The organism is Sessilibacter corallicola, from assembly GCF_021290925.1.
Taxonomy (GTDB): domain Bacteria; phylum Pseudomonadota; class Gammaproteobacteria; order Pseudomonadales; family Cellvibrionaceae; genus Sessilibacter; species Sessilibacter corallicola.
Genome location: NZ_JAJSLX010000001.1, coordinates 192,023 through 213,543, shown reverse-complemented (window position 1 = coordinate 213,543; position 21,521 = coordinate 192,023). Strand labels below are relative to the sequence as shown.

The window sequence follows — 21,521 nt, the reverse complement described above, 5'->3', positions numbered from 1 at the left end:
GGCTTTTTAGCCCTTTGGTCTGGTTTTGATCAAAGTGGACAGTTTCGTTGGTTGGTCGGTTTTTGAGCTTTTAAATCCAGGCAAACACAATTAGGGAATTCCTAAATACAAACATGAGTTATCAAGTCTTAGCTCGCAAATGGCGCCCGGGTAACTTCCATGAAATGGTTGGGCAAGAGCACGTACTGCGCGCCTTAATTAATGCACTCGATCACAATCGCCTTCATCACGCGTATCTCTTTACCGGCACTCGCGGTGTCGGCAAAACTACCATCGCGCGAATTTTGGCAAAATGCCTCAACTGTGAAGTGGGGGTGAGTTCCAACCCGTGCGGTCAATGTTCGGCTTGTACCGAAATTGCCGAAGGTCGATTTGTGGATTTGATCGAGGTCGATGCGGCGTCGCGAACCAAAGTGGAAGACACTCGCGAACTGCTCGAAAACGTGCAATATGCGCCGACTCGTGGTCGCTATAAAGTCTATTTGATCGATGAAGTGCACATGCTCTCTGGCCACAGTTTTAACGCGCTGTTAAAAACCTTGGAAGAGCCACCACCGCACGTGAAGTTTTTGCTGGCGACGACCGATCCGCAAAAACTGCCGGTCACCATTTTGTCGCGCTGCCTGCAATTTCATTTAAAGAATATGAGCCAGGAGCGCATTGTTGGTCACTTAACCAATGTTCTGGCCGAAGAATCGATTCCCACCGAAGAAACCGCGTTGTGGCAATTAGCGCGCGCCGCTGATGGCAGTATGCGTGACGCCTTGAGCCTGACCGATCAAGCCATCGCCTTTGGCAACGGCTCGGTGAATGAACAAGAAGTCAGTGCCATGCTCGGCACGATTGATCGCAGCCACGTCTACGACATTCTCGAATCCCTATCGCAACTCGACAGTGTTGCTGTGCTCAACGCTGTGGCTGAAATGTCGGAACAATCCCCCGATTACGCGGCAGCACTGGCCGAAGTGATTTCAGTGCTGCATCGAGTGGCATTGGCCCAGGTTGCGCCACAAGCGTTGGATAACAGCTTGGGTGATCGCGATCAAGTGATTGCGTTGGCTGAGAAAATAGCTTCCGAAGATGTGCAGTTGTTTTACCAAATTGCCTTGCACGGCCGCCGAGATTTGCCGTTAAACCCCGACCCAAGAAGCGGCTTTGAAATGACGCTCTTGCGTATGTTGGCCTTTAAGCCTCAGGGCGTGGTATCGCCACCGAAGGGCCAGTTGCCAACGTCAAATACGACGGTGAATACCCACTCCGGTGGTCCGGTGAGTCAGAGCGCAGCACCGGTAGCGCCTGCAACTCAGACCAATAAAGAATCGGCCGCATCTGCGCCCGTACCCGCACCAGTGGCAAAAACAGCCGCCGAGCCTGTGGTTTCCAAACCTGCCAGTGCTGAGTCCGCAGCTAAGCCTGCTATCAATTCGCCGATCAAGCCTGTTGTAGAGCAAGCGCCGGCAGTTGAACAAGCGCCAAAAGCGGAACAGGCTCAAGTAACCCAACAAGCGTCTTCGCAGCCATCAGTAGCTAAACAATCGATGGCCGAAACGCCAGTCGCGCCACAATCTACGGTTAAATCTCCCGTTCAAGAACTTTTAACCCAAGAGCCTGTAGCTCAAGAACCTAGCGCTGCACAGAACGCAAATCGACCTGAGCCGCCTCCAGCGAGAACGTCTCAGTTAACACCACAGCAACAGCAACCGGCTAGGCCACCAGCGCCTCCGATTGATGATGTTCCTTCGGAGTACGACGAATACGCCTCGCAAGTGGCGGATTACCCAGAAGCTGGCGCTGCCAATCGGCGCAGTATGGTTGAGAGCGCACCCGCACAGCCTCGCGCTGAGGTGAACAAACCGGCTCCACCAGCGCCACAGGATAAAAAGAAATCCCTGTTTGAATCCATCACTGAGGAAGCCGAAGCGCGGCAGTCCCAAGGCAGCAATTCGCACGTCAATCAGGCGCAAGCTCCGAGTCCTCCGATTTCTGCTCCCACCTCTGCTCCCATCTCTGATTCTGGGCCAGTATCTGATTCAGTACCGCAAGCGGCGGTAGTCGCAGAACCTTCGGTTCCAGCGTTAAGCCTGGATCAGCTAAGCCCAGAAAACTGGTTGGATGTGTACCTGCAACTTAACGTCAATGGCATTTTGCAGAGTACTGTTTCAAACTGTGTTTATCTGGGGCGTGATGAGCAGCAGCTGCACTTCCTGTTGGATAAGTCGAATGCAACACTGTATTCCGACAGCCACCCCGAGCGATTCGCGGGTATTTTGAGCGAATACTTCGGCCATTCGGTGGGTGTGGATGTCACCCTTGGTGATGTCACCAGTGAAACCCCGGCCATTCGCGCCACGCGCATTAAGCGTGAGCGTCATCAAGAAGCCGTGCACTTGGTGCAGTCTGATCCCTTGGTGCAACAGTTGGTGAACCAGTTTGCGGTCGTGATTGATCCTGAAAAAATTGAACCCTTGGCTTAGGCCAGAAAACCCCAATATTCTTAGTCAACGTTAAAACAGAACAACAAAAAGGTAACTTCATGAACGGTCTTGGCGATTTAATGAAACAAGCTCAAGAAATGCAGGCAAATATGCAAAAAATGCAGGAAGAGCTTGCCAATGCTGAGGTAACAGGTGAGTCTGGCGCGGGCCTAATCAAAGTCGTAATGACTGGCCGTCACGATGTGCGCTCGGTCTCTATTGATCCGGCGTTGATGTCTGAGGATCGAGAAATTCTCGAAGATCTACTGGCGGCGGCAGTGAACGACGCGGTTCGCAAAGTTGAGCAGGCCAACCAAGAAAAAATGGGCAACTTGACCTCCGGTTTCCAAATGCCGCCTGGCTTTAAAATGCCGTTTTGATGATAACTCTTCAGAGAGCCACGCACTCTGAGCCGAGGTAAGAGGAAGAAGAATTGTACAGTCCTTTGATTGATGAGCTGATGCAGGCTTTTCGAGTATTGCCTGGCGTTGGCCCAAAATCGGCTCAGCGCATGGCGTTTCATCTGTTAGAGCGCGACAAAGAGGGCGCCACCAAGCTCGCTCAGGCGCTAACTGATGCAGTAGAGGGCGTGGGTCGGTGCGATTGTTGCCAAACCCTCACCGAGCAGTCGCTGTGTCGCATTTGCGCCAACCCGCGCCGCGACAGCTCTGTGGTGTGTGTGGTGGAAAACCCCTCAGACATCATTATTTTTGAGCAGTCCGGTGCTTATCAAGGGTTTTACTTTGTCCTTCACGGTCATTTATCCCCTATTGATGGCATTGGCCCGTCCGATTTGGGCCTCGATTTGCTCGAATCTCGATTCTCCGGCGGCGACATCAAAGAAGTGGTGTTGGCCACAAACTCTACGGTAGAAGGCGAGGCCACAGCGCACTACATTTCTGAAATCGCCAAAAGTCACAACATTTTAGTCTCTAAGCTTGCTCAAGGTGTGCCGCTCGGTGGTGAACTTGAGTATCTTGACGGAGGCACACTAGCTCACGCTATTAGCAGTCGAACACGAGTAGAATGACCGTATCGTGATTGTATTTTGTAGTTAACCGAAAAATATAAGTTATTCTCGTGATTGATAATCCTCATTACACCTGGGTCGAATGCCCCGACTCACTGACTGTGTTGTGCCGCCATTGGTCGACGTGTCCTGCGCTTGCCATCGACACCGAATTTGTCCGAACCGACACCTTTTTCCCCGAACCGGGCCTTATCCAGATCAACGATGGCACCAAAACCTACCTGATTGACCCACAGTCCATCGGCGCGCATCAAGCGTTGGCGGAGCTTCTGTGCAACGAGCAGGTGGTTAAGGTGATGCACGCGTGCTCTGAAGATTTAGAAATCTTCCAAGGTTGCTTCAAGGTCTTGCCGCGCCCGGTGTTTGATACCCAAATTGCCGCCGCTTTTGCCGGTTTTGGCTTTAGCCTGGGTTACGCCAGTTTGGTGCGCGAGCTTATGGACATCGAATTGCCCAAAGACGCAACGCGCTCTAACTGGTTACTGCGACCACTGGCCGACGTGCAAAAGCGCTACGCCGCGCTGGACGTTGAACACCTGTTGGTGGTGTATCAAAAATTGGTGGATCGGCTCACCGAGCGTAAAATGCTCGATTGGGTGTTGGAAGACTGCAAAGACATGCTCGATCAAAACCAGCCCATTGGCACGGTGGATCCAGAGTATTACAAAAAAATCAAACTCGCCTGGAAGCTCAACCCCCGCAGCTTGGCGGTGTTAAAAGCGCTGTGCATTTGGCGAGAACACCAGGCGCGCGAGCGCAATGTGCCGAGAAATCGCATCTTAAAAGACCAAATCATTTACGATATGGCGCGTTTTCGGCCGCCGCATTTTGCCAAACTAACCACCATTAGCGGTCTTAACGCCAAAGTGTTGAAAAAAGACGGCAAAGCGCTGTTGGATGTGATTCGTGACGCGCAAGATAACGAAGTCGATTTTCCGCAGCGGCTGCCCAAACCGTTGCCACCTCAAGCCGGTGACATGACCAAAACCTTGCGCTCGTGCGTGCATGAACTGGCCGAACAATTGAATTTGCCGCCTGAAATTTTGGTGAAAAAACAGGAATTGCAGCGTTTGGTACGTTCCATTTTGTATTCAAACACCCTGGAATTGAGCGATCGACTCAAACACGGTTGGCGAGCTAACGTAATCGCTGAGCCGTTGGTGACCTACGCAAAAGACTGTTTTGATCTTTAAGCGTACGCGCCCACCCTAGTGGTAATAAAAAAGTAAGCAATAAAAAGTAAGTAATAGAAAAAGTAAAAAATACAGACAGATAAGAACGAACCAGCAAGCAGGCACACAAACATGAAAACCATTTGCGATATTTACAAAAGCTCAAAAATCTCCGACATGTACCTTTACGTGGTTAAACAAGACGGTTTAACCCGTGTGCCAGAACCCTTAATGGAGAAGTTCGGCAAAGCTGTGCACGCAATGACCTTGGTGTTAACCCCCGAGCGAGAACTGGCCAACGCCGATATCGACAAGGTATTAGCGTCGATGACCGAAAACGGTTACTACTTGCAAATGCCTCAAGAAAAAGAGGAATACATGCAGGAAGTGAACAAAGCCAACAGCAAGCTCAATAAACTATAAAAACATCGCCAATAGGTAACAACCGTGAGTTCAGCCACGCCGCAGCCAAGCCCGCGTTTTTGGGAAGAGAAAACACTCGCCGAAATGAGCCAAGACGAGTGGGAGCAATTGTGTGACGGTTGCGGCAAATGTTGCCTGCACAAGCTGATCGACGACGAAACCGACGAGCTCTATTTCACCGATTTGGCCTGCCAGCTGTTGGATTTAGAAACCTGTCAGTGTAGCGATTATTCCAATCGCATAGAAAAAGTGGCCGAGTGCCAAACCTTCTCGGCAGAAACGGTCAAAGACATGTATTGGCTGCCCACCAGTTGCGCCTATCGAACACTGGCCGAAGGCCGAAAACTGGAAAAATGGCACCACTTAATCAGCGGCAATAAAAACTCCGTGCATCGCTTTAAGCGATCTGTGAAAGGCAAATGCGTGTCTGAAAACGACGTTGCCTTCGACGACTGGCAAACGCGCGTGGTTAAGTGGGTTTAGCGGAGTTTTATCAGAACTTCCTAAAGGAATAACACAAGGATTAGAAAAGGTTCATTATGACCGAAGCGGATTATTTCAGTGGTTGGACGGTTTACGCCGTAGGCGTGGCCTTGTTGATACTGGTGGGTTGGCGAATTACCCGAGGTTTAACCTTGGTAGTGCGCGTGCCTTTATTGCTGTTATTAACCGCGTTTTTACTCACGCCATTCAATATTGAATCGGGCTCAGCGTTTATGGGGCCAGCGTGGTTAATTATGTTGTACGAAGGTGTGTTTTTACCGGAGATTGGATTCAGTCGTGTTGGTCCCGCGTTTGGAATGGTGACTTTATTTTCCGTGGTAATTTTCCCAATTTTTTATCTTCCCTACGCGTTAATTCGAAAACCGAAAGCGACGCAATCGGAACACAGCGAAGAACCGCAACAGGCAGAGCAAAGCAGCAAACAACAAACCAAACAACAGCGAAAGCCAAAAAGATCGAAAACCGTTGAAGCATAATTCAAAAATATTTGGCTTTTATCCACGCTCTTAGCTGTGTTTTTATCAATGGGGCGTCATTAATAACAGTGGCGTTCCTTAATTGTTTTTTTACTTTTTCTCTAGTTTCTCTTTTAGCTTCTCTCTTAGTTCCTTTCTTAGCTTCTCGCTTATTTTCCTCTACCATGCTGTCTAAAATAGATTTGTGCTAAATCGTTTTGTATTAAATCGTTTTATCGTAGAACCTTTGTATCAGTCCATATATCAATCCATTTTGTTCTCAAAAAGATCAGTACTCTTTATTCCTTCTTTTTCGTTATAACGTATCCCTGTGAATTTTTCTCTCACTGTGTTTTTTACACGGTTAATTTTTTAAACCGTTAACGTGTCTTAACCCAATTTTTCGTTTTGCATCAAATAAGTTTTCCTATTTTATAGATTAGAAAAGATGCACGTTCAAAATTGTGAGCTGAATTACGTTTCAATGGTGTTGCCTCAATTAACCTTAATTCAAGTGCTATTCTTAAGAAGGAAAAATGTGTTTTTTAGAGAATCTAAATATTACGGTTTGATGAATTATAGGCTCCTATTCACCATTTAACGACAAAGTTTATTTTGGTACACACGCATGCAAAAGAAATCCACGGTTTACGATGCGCACTTTCACATTATTGATAACCAGTTTCCATTAGTGGCTAATCATGGATACACCCCAGAGCCCTATACCGTGGAGCAGTACCTGGAACGCATGTCGAATTACGATTTGATGGGCGGCACCTTGGTGTCGGGATCGTTTCAGCCGGATTACGCGTTTATGGAACACACACTCAAAAAACTGGGTGATGGTTTTGTGGGGGTGATTCAAGCTGATCAGCAAATGAGTGACGAGCAAATTGTGTCGTTGGCGCAAGCCGGTGTGCGAGGCATTCGTTTTAACATTAAACGCACCGGCGCTGGTGTGTTGGAATATTTACCCACCTTGGCCCATCGCGTGTTTGACATCGCTAACTGGCACACCGAACTCTATATCGATTCCAAAGATCTACCAGAATTAACCACCGTCATTGCTGATTTACCTTGTGCCGTCATTGATCATTTGGGATTGAGCGAAGCCGGTTTTAAATACATAACGCACTTAATCGAACAAGGCGTTTACGTAAAAGCCACCGGTTTTGGCCGCTTAGACTTTAGCGCGAAAGCAGCCATTATTAATCTTTATTCGATCAATCCCAAGGGTTTAATTTTTGGCACTGATCTTCCGTCTACGCGCGCGCCCACCGCGTATTGCGATCAAGATTGCGCGCTTATCGTTGACGCACTCGGCGAAGCTCACGCAAACGACGTGCTTTACGCTAACGCGTTAGAGCTGTACCGCATTGATCATTTGCAAAAACACCAAGGCGCTAAACAGAAAATGCGATTTTTCTCGTAATCTATTTTTATAGATCGCCGTTTTCTAAGGGTTTATCACTCCAGGCTAAAATATCTTTCATGGCAAAAGAGCGTTGTTGATTTTTGTCCATATCTAAGGCGTCTAATAAATACTGTTTTTCACTGTGCCAACGAGTAGCGCCGAACCAAAGTTTTTTCGGCAAAATACGGCGGTTGGCAATTTTACCTTGGTAATTTTTGTAGCGAATATAAACAAACTTAGCGGTTTTAATTAATGAGGCGACCAATGTGTGGTGTTCGCTGTCGACCTCAGACAAGAGTTGTTTGTCGGCAATCACTAAGTCTGAATAATCAAATCCCGGTTCGCAAATACACGACATCAAGGAAAAATTCACTGGCGTTTTTTGTCCGCTGGGTTTCATGGCGAACCAAGTGTTGGCGTTGACAATAAATGGCGCACCGTCGGGGTCATCCAGCAAGGTTGTTTTCACCTGACGATTTTCGATGGTGTAAATCGTTACACTGTCGCCGTAGTGAAAATGAATACGCTCTTCTACGTCCACCAATTTATGCCACACCGAGACATCGTGACTGGGCAAACAATAATAAATACTGGTTGAGGTCGGGCGAATACCGCGGTGGGTGCTGATAGTGTTATCGGCACGATAATTTTGTCGATAGTAACCGCCTTCAATGTGATGGACCAATTCCAGATGCTTGATTAACTCTGAAAAAGACGAGTAAATATTTTTAGTGGTCATCGGAATTTTCTCCATTAAATAAGTTGGGAGAAATACTAAAAATTTTCCAAGCAATACCGGTTTCCATGGCCAATTGAATGATTTGCTCCTTTTTCGAGCAGTTCATTTTATTTTTTATGTTGTCAATGTGAAATCTGACAGTGCGTACAGAAGTCCCGGTTTTTTCAGCAATTTTTGTGACGGTAAATCCTTGAATAATGTAGTAGCACACTTTTAATTCCGTATAGGACAACGACTCGGGCACAAACTGCAAATGAAAGCGCGCGGTATCGTAATCGTAAACGCCACTGGTTTTTAGAATTAGGTGATTATTCAAATCGCTAAAGTTGGCGATGATGGCTTTGGGTTTTCCTTTAAACAACAAAATGGTTCGCGAGATAAGAATGGTGACCATGCCCGAGGTTCGAATTTGTTGTTCTTGTTGGCGTAGGGTGGATTTTTTTGAGTGCAGTAATTGTTGCTCGAACCGGGCGATTTCGTTGGTTTGCGCCGACCACACCAAATCAGCGTCGGTTAATCCGGCGATGGCTTTAGGTTCGGTGATACCGGCGAGCTTGGCGAAGGAGCGATTGCAAAAAATGTATTCGCCGTTGAGGTGTTTACAGAAAATATGCTGATCAATTAAATCGATTAACTGGGAGGCGTTAGACTTTAATTTGTCGAGATCGGACACCTCAAATTGATCGTCTCGGTTGATAAAGGAATGCAGTAATACACTCATAAGTATGCGCACCTATCGTTATCGTTCGCCACTGGGTGGTGGTTGTTTTTTTAAAATTTTAATAACGTGGCCTAAAAAAGTTCGGTTGCCTGTGAAAAAGTAACAGTCACAACGGATAGGCTATCTGTTATCTTGAATTTTATTCGTATGTGGGTGCGCGAGAATATCCAAATCGTTGGGCGATTATTGGATGAGTTTTGGATTGAATACGGTGTGATGTATCGATCTCGAAAACAGTGGTAATCATAGAGAATTTTTTACGCAGTGGCTATTGAAATTAATCAAATTATTAACGTGATTTTACATCTTTTTTCTCAGGTGAGGCGATTGGTAAACTTTTGTGTGGATGGTTTTGTGTGAATTAAAATGGTAGTTTGCAGGTGTTTTTTATTATCCCAATTATTTTCTATTTTTTGAAAAGGCTAACGCAAGCGTAATGCAGGATTAACGCGTTAATTAACGACTTAAGTTTGTTGTTTGTTGGATTGTTGTTTCTTGCTTATTAATTGATGCTTTTTGTTTATCGCTGATTTGGTGTTGGCCGTTAACAAAATAATTTTATGTATTAGTTATTCGTGGTGTTTGCTAGTTCGTGGTATTTACTAGTTCATAAAAAAGTTTGGCTAACAAAAAGATAAAGAAAGGAATAAGGAAAAAAGAAGGCAAAAAGAAAGCAAAGGAATGGGAAGTTAAAAAATAGAAGGTTGAAAGTAGAAAATTAAAGAAAATAAAAAAGAAAATTATTGGGAAATAATTCGGTTGGCCTGCGGTGCCATATTCTTTTCACGAGTATTCTTTATTAAATGCGAAAGTTTATACTATGACCTTGCAAAAATTTGATTATCTTGAAGTAGTAGAATCGGCCGTGGAGTTGTTTTGGAGAAAAGGCTACAAAGCGGCTTCCATTAAAGAAGTGTTTGACGTTGCCAATATTAATCCTGGCAGTTTGTACAATACCTTTCAGAGTAAGTCTGGAATTTTTAAAATCGCGTTAGATCATTACGCCAACAAGGTGTTCGATCGCTTGAACGATGATTTAATGCATAACGCCAGTGTTGAAATCGGTATCTGCAATTTTTTGTTGCGCGATATTCGCAACACCCAAGAAGCAGGGTTTTGCGGCTGTTTTCTGTTGAAAAGTCAATTGGAATTGCAATTTAACGGCGACAGAGAATTAAAAACCATTGCTTCAAAAAATCTAAAACGCTTAGAAAGTCTTTTCTTTGAAGCTTTAACCACGTGTTGTTTGTACGAATCCGAAGCGCACATGAAAGCGTCGAACATTATGTTTGCTTGGTACGGGGTTCATACCTACGTTTACATCAATTCGGATTATCAATCGATATTAACTTGCGTATTGGAGTTTTTACCCTGGCTGCCTTGGGCCGAAGCACTGGAGATGAGCGTTAATGATTATCGACCTTTTTAATGCTTTTTAATACCAGACACGTTTAATCACGATCATTTTAATGCAAACCCATGACTTGGCTTTTACAGACCAAATTTGAATCGACTGCCCCATATGGGCTTTAGCTTGCACACGGATGTGGTTTTTTAGCGAGGGACATTGCGGGTAGATTTATTGGGTAAGTGATTTGTGCTTGGTTACGGGTACTTGATCAATGGTATTTAATGAATGGTATTTAATGAATGGTATTTGATGAATGGTTCAGTATTTATCGATAGACGTTTTAGAGAAGCTCATAATATAAATTAACGAAAAACTGACAGTGCAAACCAGAAAATAAAAAAGCCTTCCGATGATCGGAAGGCTTTTACTAACTGTGCGCTAAAATTACATCTTTAACGCAGAGTCTTGCGACCACAACTCAGAAAGACGGGTTTGGTCTTTCAGTTTTAAGTGACGAACTTCTAGCGGCTCACTTAAACCGGCTTGCTTTAGGTCAGCCTTAGAAACGTCTAAGGTGATGGTGCCGTTTGCGTCCAACCATTTTGCGGTAGAACTCATAATGCCCGGTACCATATCGCCGTTGGCGTTGGTACCGTAAATAACCGCTGATACTTCGTAACGACCGGCCATGATGTTTTCAACATCAAAGCTGAACGCCATGTTATCGGCACTGGCAAGATCAACGTCAACATCGCCGCTTAAACGTGCTGTCATAGGTGCTACCGCAAAACCCACTTTTGCAGAGCGTAGAGTTTTGGCTTGGCCTTTTTCGGCTTCAGCAGAAATGTACACTTCCCAAAGACCTGGTGCGCTGGCCACCATTTTAGAGGTGTCGATTTTTGCGATGGCAACATTGTTGCGAGTTTTTAATTCCACTGGAATTTTAACGTTTGAATTCGGTGCCATGACATACGCCGACACGTTATTCATTGCCATTTTTTTCGAGCCGTTGGTTAGGCGAGTGCGAACACGAATGGTTTCACCTTGAACAACACGGCTTTTGTTCAAACGAGTTTTCAACACTTCGTTACTGTTTGGCTCAAAAACCATCACGTTAAAACGATCACTCGATTGTAAGCCTTGCTCAGACTTCATCATCATACCGGCGTCGCTTGGTGTGGCTTTCATTTTAACCGCGATGGTATTTTTCGGTGATTCCAAACCGGCTGCGCGCAGTTGGTTTTCATTAACAGCGGTTGCAAACGCTTCGTCGTGATTCATCCAGCGACCGTTGGTGTTAATTTTTAATTGCTTGCTGTCGATCTGTGGCGAATTTTTCATAGGAATCACACGGATAACCGCCGATTCAGAAGCCACTGGAATGTTCACGCCCGCGTTTAATTGCGCACCGGAAATTTCCATTTGGAAATTGCGGCTCTCTTTGACAAAGCGTTGGTTAACGGCGGTGTTGATGGTGGCATCGGCGCTGAGTACTTGGCTAAAAGTAACGCGCTCTTTGGATTTATTAATCGCCGGCAGTGCAATGCCATCGAGTGTGGTTAACGCTTGGCTGGTCATGTCGTTTGACGACGGTGTTAACAATGTCATTTTTTCGGCGTGGGCAAAGCCGTGGCTGGTGGCTAAACCAATGGCCAGCGTCAAACCCAGTAAGTTCTTTTGAGATAATTTAATCATGTTGGCTGGCTCCTTAAACATTGTTGCGTAGGATTACGTCAAGACCAAAACAAGGGCGACGGCTTTGGTTGTGGTTTAATGGCTCGCGACCATTGGTGGCTTGAACGTCGCGGAACCAAAGGGTACCGGCGGCTTCTTGGCTAGAACAATTTAAGAAACCGTCCGAGCAGGAATCCAAGAATTCTTGGGTTACTTCAAGCGCGAGAGTTTCTGTATAACCACCACAATAGCTGTCTGGGTCAAACGGCGAGCTTTCAACGTCGGTGCCGACAATGTTCCAGAAACGACGTGGTAGAGCAGGGCGACCAGCGGTGCCGAGTAACCACGTTGAGTTGTAGAACGCCATCCAATCCGGTTGTTGCTGACGAACGGCATCGTTGGCAAAACCTAAGATAAATCCTAAAGATTGTTCGAATACGTTACCGGCAATCACTTGCTCAGCCAATGGCGTACCACCGCTTGATGGTGCAATGGCGTAAGCCCAACGCATGCGGTTGATGATGTTTGGGTAGCGTGAATCGAAGGTTGGGTTAGACATGATCCAACGGATCACGTTACCGCCGTTTGAGTGGGTGATAACCACAAGATCGGTAATGTTGCGCGAATTAACGAAGTTGGTCAGTTGTCCGGCTAGGCAACCTGCGGCACGGTCGTCCCACATAAATTGGGTAAAGTCACAGTTGATTACGACAAAATTGCTTTGATTGGGCAAACCCTGGCGTACGGAATTAACAAAATCTCCGGTCCAGTAATCATTAAATGCATCGGATTGTTCGCCCGTGCCGTGAACAAACGCCACACCGGTATTTGCTTTCGCCAGTGCACAGACGGTACACAGTATGAATCCCCATAGAATTTTTTTCATCTCTCACCTTTAAACGTTGTTGTATCAATGAATGATTGGACGCTGCCGATTATTTGTGCAGCAACCTAACCCGCTGTCGAAACAACGGTATTACACCCGCATCGACGAGTGTGAATTAAAAAAAACGAGTCATCGTTTTAAAAAATAAATGAATTGACTTTTTCAATACCTTTTTGCTGATAGCTGCCAGGTGTTGAAATTAATGCGACTGAATTTGTTCGCGTATTTGAGTGTTTTTGCTAGTGATTTCTGTTTTTTCTCTTTAATTTTTTTATTTATTGGTTTTTAAAAAGACCCCTAGAGTCTAGACTCAGTACTTGAGTTTTACCTAATAAAAAATGCTAATAAGATGCAGCTTCTGATAATAAAAAAAATCTAGAAAACTGTGATTAAAAGACAATTTGCTAAGCAAAATTAACGTGTTTAATTTGTTGGTCAGAATTTTCTTTTGCTAGTTTTAGGATGTTAAAAAGGTTTGTATGTCGTTATTAGGTATTTTTCCTATACGCGACATGTTATACCTTTTAATCGGGTGGTTTGTTTTACAAAATGCACTGTTCTTTAAAATCCGATTCATTCACATTTAACAGGGTGTTTTAAACAACAGGAGTACCGCAGAAACTAACCAGTGCTGTTAACTATTGTCGATTAAGTTTGCATTGATACACCGCGGTGTGCTGCGATTTATTGGCGCTGATAATAACGTAGAAATTCCTAAAAAAAATAACAAAACAAAATATTTTTGCTGATTGATTTAACAGGATCTAACAGCTATCGACGTTAGTTTAAGTGTTTGATCTAATTTGTGCTGATCGTATAGCCATTGTTTATTTTATCGTGATTTTAGTTGCGTGGTGGTCGCTATTAAAAAATTCATTAAAGTTTTTTATTTCTGTAAAAATTGAGACGCTGATCGATGACAAAGAATGTTTTTTACTCGGTAAGAAAAATCGTCAACTTTTTTAGTGGGTTTTTTAATGAGTTTTTAAATGTCGATTGCGAGTTTGCTCTTTTTATGTGAAGTGCTACGCAATTTTAAATTGATGTTGTTTTAATTTTTTTGGATGTACCAAAACCAATACGGGTAATTTTTCGAAGTTTGTTTGAGTGAGAATAACCACCGGTGTTTTTACGAGAAATAATTCTCCCTTTTTTAACGTGTTCTTTGTTGCTTTCAGCAAAGTGAGAAAAAATCTGTCCCATTCTCTATCCATCTAGAGATTCATTTAACCAGAGATTCATCCATCCTGAGATTTTTCCAACCAGGCGTTTAGTCTGGTGTTCTTGTTGTTAAAAGGGTTGTTGTTGAAAAGATTACTGTCGAAAGGACTGCTGTTGAAAAGATGGTCGTCGAAAGTATTGATCGCGAACAGGTTATGATCAGCGCTCTTATTATGCTGAATTAATGTGAATTCGGTTGAGTAACTGATTGAGTAAATAGTGAGGGAATAATGACCTGATCGACAGTGTCGACAATTTTTAGCTAAGGTTGTCGTTAAATCCCCTTGTTATGGTGCAAGTTCTGCCTAAGTAATATCAATTGATCAATAGGCTTTGTTATTGACCCTATACCCAATGCTCGGTAGAGTGCGCACTGTCAAAGGTGCTCGTGATTAAAAAATATTCAATTGGTCGAGTTAAAAGGGAAGCATGGTAAGCGTTTGCTTAGTCCATCACTGCCCCCGCAACGGTTGAGAGCCGTGTTATGTAGATTGGCTTTCACAGTCCGATACCTGCCTTTGCGAGTTATTCGATGTAGCGGAGGGCTTCGTCGGTAAGTGAATCAGCACATCTATCCTTTCTTTATAAGTGATAGTGATCTTAATCGTTGGTTTGAATGATCCATCGATTAAGTCGCCGGTTGCCGAACGCTTTGCGAATTCAGGTAACGGTGCAACGGCAATCACTTGCGTACTTATTTCCCCTCCCTCATTCGGTGATCCATTCGAATTGAGGTTTAAATGACTAGTAAATTTACTCACACATTATTATCGGCAGCGGTTGCATTGGGCTTTGCTAACCTTTCTAGCGCAGAGACCGAAGGCAGTAAAAAAATTGAAGAAGTGATTGTTTCTTCTCGCCTGCCCGATAACGCGCTTCGTTTAGGCACAAGCTTTTCTGTTATTACCGAACAAGAAATTCAAGCGCGCGGCCATGATAGCCTAACGGATGTTTTGATTACTGAGCCAGGTTTGGGCGTTTCCCGAACCGGTGGCAACGGCAGCACCACGGCCATACGTATTCGTGGTGAAGAGGGTTTTCGCACCCAGTTGAGAATCGACGGCGTATTAATTGCCGATCCTACCGCGCCGCAAATTTCACCCTTATTTGAAGATGTGACCAGCGCCGGTATTGAGCGCATCGAAATTTTGCGCGGCCCGCAAGGGGTGATTTACGGTGGCGATGCCGGTGGTGTGATCAGCGTGACCAGTAAGCGTTACGAAGACTCCTTGGGTGGATCACTGGATGTGAAAGTCGGCAGCGATGAATTGCGCCGGGTTACCGGTAATGTCGGTGGTTCCAGCGATCAAGGTCATTTCTTTGCCAGCTATTCAAATTTTGATGTCGATGGTTTCAACGTTACTGAAAACGACCTTTCTGGCGAAGACGACGGTTACGAAAACGAAACTTTCCATATTAACGGTCAATACAATGTGACCGAGCAAGTATCGGTTAGCGGTTTGTACCGCAAACACGAAGGCGAAAACCAGTTCGATAACTGTTTCAATGCCGTGTTTGCATCAACCAATAACTGTCGCTCAGAAAACGATCTCGAAATTGCCAGTGTTGCCGTTAATTACGAAACCGAGGTGATTACTCAACGCTTGTCGTACAGCAAAACCGACGTTGTGCGTGATTCTTTTTCCGATGCTGCCTTGAGCTTTGGCAGTGAAGGCGAAATTGACCAAGTGGAATATTTGGGCAGTTATCAGTTGGACGAAGCCCAGCGCATTATTGTTGGCGCTGAGTGGCGAGAAGAGAGCGACAGCACTAACGAGCGCAACCAACAAGCGGTGTTCGTGAATTATCAAACTGAATTGTTGAGCGATTGGTTTGCCGATGTGAGTGCTCGCTACGATGACACTGACGATTTCGGCAGCTTCGACAACTACCGCGTAGCCACCAGTTACCTGTTCCCGCAATCTTCCCAGGGGCAGTTAAAGTTCAAAGCCAACTACGGCACGGGTTTCCGTGTGCCGAGTATTTTCGAGCAGTCTTTCAACAATAATTCTACCTTTGGCCCTGCTGCTGGTTTGCAATTATCGGAAGAAACCAGTGAAGGCTACGACGTTGGTATTGAGTGGATTTCTGCCAACGATTGGCATGTGACGTTAACGTGGTTCGACCAAGATATCGACGATGCCATTACCTTTGATTTGGTTAGCTTCAGCGGTTACGTACAAGAAGTTGGTACCTCAAATTCACAAGGGGTGGAATTTGAGTTCGATTGGTTGGTGTCTGATGCACTGAATGTCGGTTTCAATTACACCTACAACGACACTGAAGATTCCAACGGTGGGCAACGTTTACGTCGTCCAGAGAACATTGCCAACTTAACCTTGGCCTACGATCTATTGAGCAATTTGCGTGTTAACGCGGTGGTGCGATCGGTTCGCGATGCCATTGATATTGGCGGTGTTGATCTCGACGATTACGAAACCGTAGATTTAACCGTGAATTATTCGCTCAGCCCGGATTTTGATGTTTACGCGAACGCGTATAATGTCTTCGATGAGGATTACCAAGAAGTGAATGGCTTTAACAATGCCGGACAAACGTTTACCGTAGGTGGACGTTACCAGTTCTAAGTCGAATTAGAACAGTGTTGAGATAAAGCCTTGGAGCCTCTGATTGCGGTAACAGTAATCAGGGGCTTTTTATTAAATGATGGTTAATTTTTAAATCATGACAAAAGACACTAAAGCCGATAAAAACGAAAAGCACAAAGCGGCCATGAAAAAGCAGCAGGAAAATGTGCACGAATCAATCGAGCGCGCTAACGTGGAAAAATCCGTGGTTGTGCTGTTAACCGGTAACGGCAAGGGTAAATCCAGCTCGGCGTTTGGTATGGTGATGCGGGCGTTGGGTTACGGACAAAAAGTCGCGGTGATTCAATTTATTAAAGGCGTGCAAAAATCCGGCGAAGAATTATTCATCGCCAATCATTTGCCTGAAGTGTTCTTTTATCAAATGAATACCGGTTTTACCTGGGACACTCAAGACCGAAGTAAAGACGAACAAGCCGCGCGAAAAACCTGGGAAAAAGCCGCACAGGCGTTATCGAATCCTGAGTACGATTTGGTGGTATTGGATGAGCTGACCTACATGCTCAGCTTTAAATATTTGGATGAGCAAACCGTGCTCGAAACTATTAATGCCCGACCAGAACACCAAAGCGTGGTAATTACCGGGCGCGGCGGCGGTGCTCAATTGCGCAATCTCGCTGATACGGTATCGGAGGTGAAAGATGTAAAGCACGCCTTTAATGATGGTGTGGCCGCACGCAAGGGCGTGGATTTCTAACGTATTCTATGCTTTTTGTAGGGTAACCGCAGATAAGGTTTGAGGACTGAGTGCAACAAAAACCATTAACACCCGGATCATTAACATCTGGCTTATTATCTCCTCGATTATTAACGCCTCATCGCTTTTTTATCATTGCCGGTGCGTTGCTGCTGTGTGCGGTTGCCGCTTCGGTTACTCAGGGCTCGGTGTCCATTTCGTGGTCCGAGCATGTGCAGTTTTTTGCGCACTTTTTTCGTTTAGATTCATGGTTGCAATCGGTATTTGATATTGCTCCTGCCAATGAACAAGCCAATCTAATTTTATCGAACCTGCGCTGGCCGCGAATTGTATTGGCTCTTTTTGTCGGCGCTTGTTTGGCAAGTTCGGGAGCGGCCTTGCAAGGTTTGTTTCGCAATCCCTTGGCCGATCCCGCATTAATTGGTATTTCCGCAGGCGCTCTATTGGGTGCAAGCGTGGTGACAGTTGTGCTATCAGTGTATGCCTTTAAGGTCGGGCATTTTTATCAACTGCTGATTATTGTCGGCGCTTTTATTGGTGCGTTGACGATTGCTTGGTTGGTATTTTTTCTGGCAAAACAATTATCCAGCTCGGCCAAACAAATGATCTTATACATGTTATTGGTGGGCATTGCGGTGTCGGCATTTTCCGCCGCCGGTGCCGGGTTGAGTAAATACTTTTTAACGCCCAACGAATTAAGACAAGTAACCTTGTGGCAACTCGGCAGCCTACAACCGCTCAGTGCGTCCTTATTAACCGCCGTGGTAATTATTGTTGGACTGGTAGTCGTGGGTTTTTCACGTTTGCATCATGCCTTAAATATTTTAGCGCTGGGTGCGGAGCAGGCTCGTTACCTGGGTGTAAATATTAAAAAATTGCAGTATCAAGTGGTTATTCTGTCGGCCTTGGGTGTGGGTTTGTGTGTTGCTGTTGCCGGATTAATTGGCTTTGTTGGACTTGTGGCACCGCATTGCGTGCGGTTGTTAATTGGCCCTAATCACCGCTGGTTAATTCCCGGTTCGGCCTTGCTGGGTGCCATTATGTTAGTGTTGGCCGATTTTCTGTCTCGACAAGTATTAACCGCAGAAATTATTCCCGTGGGCATTGTTACCGCAATGATTGGTGCACCCTGGTTTTTGTGGGTGTTACTGCACAGTCGGTCGAAATAGGGGAGAAGCCAGTGTCTGCCATTAATGGGTTTCACGTTCAGAATCTTTTCGTGTGCAGTCGTCGTGCGGAAAAAAAATCACCGTCGTCTCAATCAAAAAATTCCGACCAAGCGCAGGGCGTGCGACTGAATGTTCCCGAGCTAACCTTAACCGGGGGCGAATTTATTTCGGTTGTTGGACCTAACGGTGCGGGCAAATCGACACTGCTGCATTGCTTGGCCGGTGGTATTGAATGCAGCGGCAGTGTGATGTTTTGCGGCCTGGATGTCGCAAAAGCTCGGCATCAAAATTCCTCAACGCTGGTTGAATCTATGGCGGTGCTGCCGCAAAGTAATTCGGTTGAGTTTAATTTTTCGGTATCAGAAATTTTAGCGTTCAGCTTTTTAACCCGTGCGTTATCGAGTGAATTGCTTGAATTTATTCAAGCGTTGGCTTGTGCTATTACAAAAGTGGAACCGTTTTTATCGTTGCCGATTACGCAATTAAGCGGCGGTGAACAACAGCGTGTGCATTTGGCCCGCGTGATCATGCAAATTCTTCCAGCCTTGTGCAATGTGAATTTCAACGCTGTTAAACAGCTTGCGCAAACATTGGGGGTTGATACAAGCTCAATTACCGATAAAGACACTCAATTGCTTGCAGCAAGTGAGTGTGAATCTCCGTGCTTATTGCTTGACGAACCGTGTTCATCGTTAGACCTAGAATTCCAACTGCGTATTCAACGTTATTTAAAGCAGTTAACTGAGTTGGGATTAACCGTTATTTTGGTCACTCACGATTTAAACGCGGCATTGTATTATTCTGATCAGGTATTACTAATGAATGCAGGCGCTGTATTTGCCCAAGGTGAACCCAGTGATGTGTTGAACTCAAATAACATTCAACAAGTGTTTCATATCCACGCCGAATTAATGACCCACCACAATCGACAGTGGCTGGTATTTCACTAATTGTTATTTCACTGATCGCTATTTGAGTTAAAGATAAAGAAGAATTTTAGAAAAGATTCGGTGAAGGCGAAGCGTTCAACGGTTGAAATCAATCGCACGTCCCTGTGCAATGATTAGCGCGGAGAATTTTTTAACTCAGTGCAGTTTCATTTTTGGACGTACCACTTTACTGATGGTCTCGGCCACATACACCATCGCGGCTTTGGAAAAACCGTGAATCGCAATTTGATGCATACGATACAAAGACACATACATTAAGCGTGCTAAGTGACCTTCAACGAACATACTTTTGCTGGTCAAATTGCCCATTAAACTGCCCACTGTACTGTAGCGACTTAAAGTCACCAATGAACCGTGATCTTTGTAAGCAAACGGTTTAGGTGCCTTGTTGTTGCGCTTCAATAAAATATTACGTTGAACCGTTGACGCCATTTGGTGAGCCGATTGTGCTCTCGGCGGTACCCACTTACCGTTTTCTTGCAAGAAACCACAGCAGTCACCAATAACGTAAATGTTTTCGTCAACCGTGCTTTCTAATGTGGGCTTAACCAACACTTGGTTCGCTCGGTTTAATTCAAACAACTCCAAATCGGCAACAAAATTCGGCGCTTTAACACCGGCAGACCACAACATTAAATCCGCTTTAATAACGTTGCCTTCAGAGGTTACAAAACCTTCGGTGGTGGCTTCTTGAATTCGAGTATTTTCTTTCACCTCAACGCCGAGTCTTGATAATTCACGTTTCGCAGAATTAGAAATTCGCTCCGGTAATGCCGGAAGGATACGTGGGCCTGCTTCAATTAACGTAATTTTCAACTGCTTGGGCGTCATGTTGGGCATGCCGTAATCTTTTAATAATTCGGTTACGTGATGCAGCTCTGCGGATAATTCCACACCGGTAGCACCTGCGCCAACAATCGCAACATTCAAAACCCCATCAAGGTCTTGATCAATACGCATAAAGTGATTTAACAACGCTTTATGAAAACGTTCAGCCTGGGCCTGTGAATCTAGGAAGTAGCAATGATCTTTAACGCCCGGCGTTCCAAAATCGTTACTGACACTTCCAATAGCCATAACTAATACGTCGTAATTAATTTCACGAACAGGCATTAGCGGGTTGCCGTCTTCATCAAAGGTGGCAGATAAACGAATGGTTTTTTTAGTATTGTCGACACCTTCAAAATTACCTAATACAAAACGATAACCGTGTTTTGCACCGTGGGCGCGATAAACAACGCCGTCTGTGCCGGTATCGAGTGAGCCGGTTGCGACTTCGTGTAATAAAGGCTTCCAAATGTGTGCTGAATTGCGATCGACTAATACAATATCTGCTTTTTTCCTTTTACCCAGTTTTCGCCCCAATTGGCTGGCGAGTTCTAGGCCTCCGGCGCCTCCTCCGACAATTACGATGGTTTGCATGTTTCTATCCTCAATAGTGTTATGGGGCTAAGCTCAGGCAAGATCAGCCCGATAACACCACGTGTTGTCATATTATTTTTAACATAATTTCGACTTTAGTCGAAGTGATTTACTAAAATAATTTCATTGTGTCGACAATTGTGGTTAAGCATAGCGGAAAACGCATGTTTTAATTTAAAAATAATGAATCTTGTATGAACGTTTTATTGAGCTATTTTTACAAATTGCACAAAGTACATTCTTAGGTTGTCGGTACTATTTTCACGGTTGAATTCAAAAAATCCCATAGAACAAGCTATCGCTACAAAATAAATGCGCAATAATCACCGAGTGATTTTCAATTTTTTCTGAAAAATACGGTATGCTAATTTAAGGGAAATGATTTTGTACTGCGGTAATAAAAATAATTTCTCAAATGAGTGCAAATTTTTTCATTGTGCCCATTTGAGAAACATATTTGATTTATTGGCTAACGTTGTTGCAGCTGCTTGCAAATATAAAGCACAAAGATGGTTTTTTTATGAAAGAATAAAGAATTTTAGTGCTTTGTGTTTTTAACAGATAATAACTTCTGCACAAAGACAGTGATGGGCATAAAGTTGAAATGAACAAA

General features: G+C 44.8%; 19 protein-coding genes and 1 riboswitch. Of the genes, 13 read left to right on the top strand and 6 right to left on the bottom strand.

Annotated features, from left to right (window positions below; genetic code table 11):
- The first annotated feature begins 113 nt into the window (after positions 1–113).
- The 8 genes from dnaX (at position 114) to LU361_RS00815 (ending at position 7,490) form a co-directional block, all read left to right on the top strand.
- Positions 114–2,474 (top strand): DNA polymerase III subunit gamma/tau, encoded by a 2,361-nt coding sequence (dnaX, locus tag LU361_RS00850; RefSeq protein ID WP_233086419.1) that lies wholly within the window; start codon positions 114–116, stop codon positions 2,472–2,474.
- 59 nt (positions 2,475–2,533) lie between these two features.
- Positions 2,534–2,854: a YbaB/EbfC family nucleoid-associated protein gene (locus LU361_RS00845; RefSeq protein WP_233086418.1), complete on the top strand. Its 321-nt coding sequence runs from the start codon at positions 2,534–2,536 to the stop codon at positions 2,852–2,854.
- Positions 2,855–2,907: 53 nt separating this feature from the next.
- Positions 2,908–3,504 (top strand): recombination mediator RecR, encoded by a 597-nt coding sequence (gene recR / locus LU361_RS00840; protein ID WP_233086417.1) that lies wholly within the window; start codon positions 2,908–2,910, stop codon positions 3,502–3,504.
- Between the two features lie 50 nt (positions 3,505–3,554).
- The gene (rnd, locus tag LU361_RS00835; protein WP_233086416.1) at positions 3,555–4,697 is read left to right on the top strand and encodes a ribonuclease D; all 1,143 of its coding nucleotides are present in this window, start codon (positions 3,555–3,557) and stop codon (positions 4,695–4,697) included.
- 111 nt (positions 4,698–4,808) lie between these two features.
- On the top strand, positions 4,809–5,099 hold the full coding sequence (locus LU361_RS00830) for a YcgL domain-containing protein (protein ID WP_233086415.1): 291 nt from the start codon (positions 4,809–4,811) through the stop codon (positions 5,097–5,099).
- Between the two features lie 24 nt (positions 5,100–5,123).
- The gene (locus LU361_RS00825) at positions 5,124–5,582 is read left to right on the top strand and encodes a YcgN family cysteine cluster protein (RefSeq protein ID WP_233086414.1); all 459 of its coding nucleotides are present in this window, start codon (positions 5,124–5,126) and stop codon (positions 5,580–5,582) included.
- Positions 5,583–5,638: 56 nt separating this feature from the next.
- Positions 5,639–6,079 (top strand): hypothetical protein, encoded by a 441-nt coding sequence (locus LU361_RS00820; protein ID WP_233086413.1) that lies wholly within the window; start codon positions 5,639–5,641, stop codon positions 6,077–6,079.
- Positions 6,080–6,686: 607 nt separating this feature from the next.
- Complete coding sequence (locus tag LU361_RS00815; protein WP_233086412.1) at positions 6,687–7,490, top strand: amidohydrolase family protein; 804 nt, start codon at positions 6,687–6,689, stop codon at positions 7,488–7,490.
- A gap of 7 nt (positions 7,491–7,497) precedes the next feature.
- Here the strand turns inward: LU361_RS00815 and LU361_RS00810 are convergent, their stop codons facing one another.
- A complete protein-coding gene (locus LU361_RS00810; RefSeq protein WP_233086411.1) occupies positions 7,498–8,211 on the bottom strand; it encodes a cupin domain-containing protein in 714 nt (237 codons plus the stop codon).
- Entirely contained in the window at positions 8,201–8,932 is a 732-nt protein-coding gene (locus tag LU361_RS00805; RefSeq protein WP_233086410.1) for a LuxR C-terminal-related transcriptional regulator, read from the bottom strand. Before LU361_RS00805 ends, LU361_RS00810 begins: the two co-directional genes overlap by 11 nt.
- 820 nt (positions 8,933–9,752) lie before the next feature.
- Between LU361_RS00805 and LU361_RS00800 the strand changes: the two genes are divergently transcribed.
- Positions 9,753–10,361 (top strand): TetR/AcrR family transcriptional regulator, encoded by a 609-nt coding sequence (locus LU361_RS00800; protein ID WP_233086409.1) that lies wholly within the window; start codon positions 9,753–9,755, stop codon positions 10,359–10,361.
- 366 nt (positions 10,362–10,727) lie between these two features.
- On the opposite strand, the gene LU361_RS00795 is transcribed toward LU361_RS00800, so the two are convergent.
- From LU361_RS00795 to LU361_RS00785, 3 genes are all read right to left on the bottom strand, one after another.
- Positions 10,728–11,978, bottom strand: a complete 1,251-nt coding sequence (locus tag LU361_RS00795; RefSeq protein WP_233086408.1) for a DUF4785 domain-containing protein — start codon at positions 11,976–11,978, stop codon at positions 10,728–10,730.
- 13 nt (positions 11,979–11,991) lie between these two features.
- Positions 11,992–12,843 (bottom strand): lipase family protein, encoded by an 852-nt coding sequence (locus LU361_RS00790; protein ID WP_233086407.1) that lies wholly within the window; start codon positions 12,841–12,843, stop codon positions 11,992–11,994.
- A 1,035-nt stretch (positions 12,844–13,878) separates the two neighbouring features.
- On the bottom strand, positions 13,879–14,046 hold the full coding sequence (locus LU361_RS00785) for a hypothetical protein (protein ID WP_233086406.1): 168 nt from the start codon (positions 14,044–14,046) through the stop codon (positions 13,879–13,881).
- Positions 14,047–14,427: 381 nt separating this feature from the next.
- Positions 14,428–14,598, top strand: a riboswitch (cobalamin riboswitch).
- 206 nt (positions 14,599–14,804) lie between these two features.
- Here LU361_RS00785 and LU361_RS00780 point away from each other — a divergent pair.
- The 4 genes from LU361_RS00780 to LU361_RS00765 all read left to right on the top strand — a co-directional run bounded on the left by LU361_RS00780 (position 14,805) and on the right by LU361_RS00765 (position 19,486).
- Complete coding sequence (locus tag LU361_RS00780; protein ID WP_233086405.1) at positions 14,805–16,652, top strand: TonB-dependent receptor plug domain-containing protein; 1,848 nt, start codon at positions 14,805–14,807, stop codon at positions 16,650–16,652.
- Positions 16,653–16,749: 97 nt separating this feature from the next.
- Positions 16,750–17,367, top strand: coding sequence for a cob(I)yrinic acid a,c-diamide adenosyltransferase (gene cobO, locus LU361_RS00775; protein WP_233086404.1), 618 nt, complete (start codon positions 16,750–16,752; stop codon positions 17,365–17,367).
- 50 nt (positions 17,368–17,417) lie between these two features.
- On the top strand, positions 17,418–18,536 hold the full coding sequence (locus LU361_RS00770; protein ID WP_233086403.1) for a FecCD family ABC transporter permease: 1,119 nt from the start codon (positions 17,418–17,420) through the stop codon (positions 18,534–18,536).
- An 11-nt stretch (positions 18,537–18,547) separates the two neighbouring features.
- Positions 18,548–19,486, top strand: a complete 939-nt coding sequence (locus LU361_RS00765) for an ABC transporter ATP-binding protein (RefSeq protein WP_233086402.1) — start codon at positions 18,548–18,550, stop codon at positions 19,484–19,486.
- 135 nt (positions 19,487–19,621) lie between these two features.
- On the opposite strand, the gene LU361_RS00760 is transcribed toward LU361_RS00765, so the two are convergent.
- Complete coding sequence (locus LU361_RS00760; RefSeq protein ID WP_233086401.1) at positions 19,622–20,908, bottom strand: NAD(P)/FAD-dependent oxidoreductase; 1,287 nt, start codon at positions 20,906–20,908, stop codon at positions 19,622–19,624.
- Positions 20,909–21,521 lie beyond the last annotated feature (613 nt).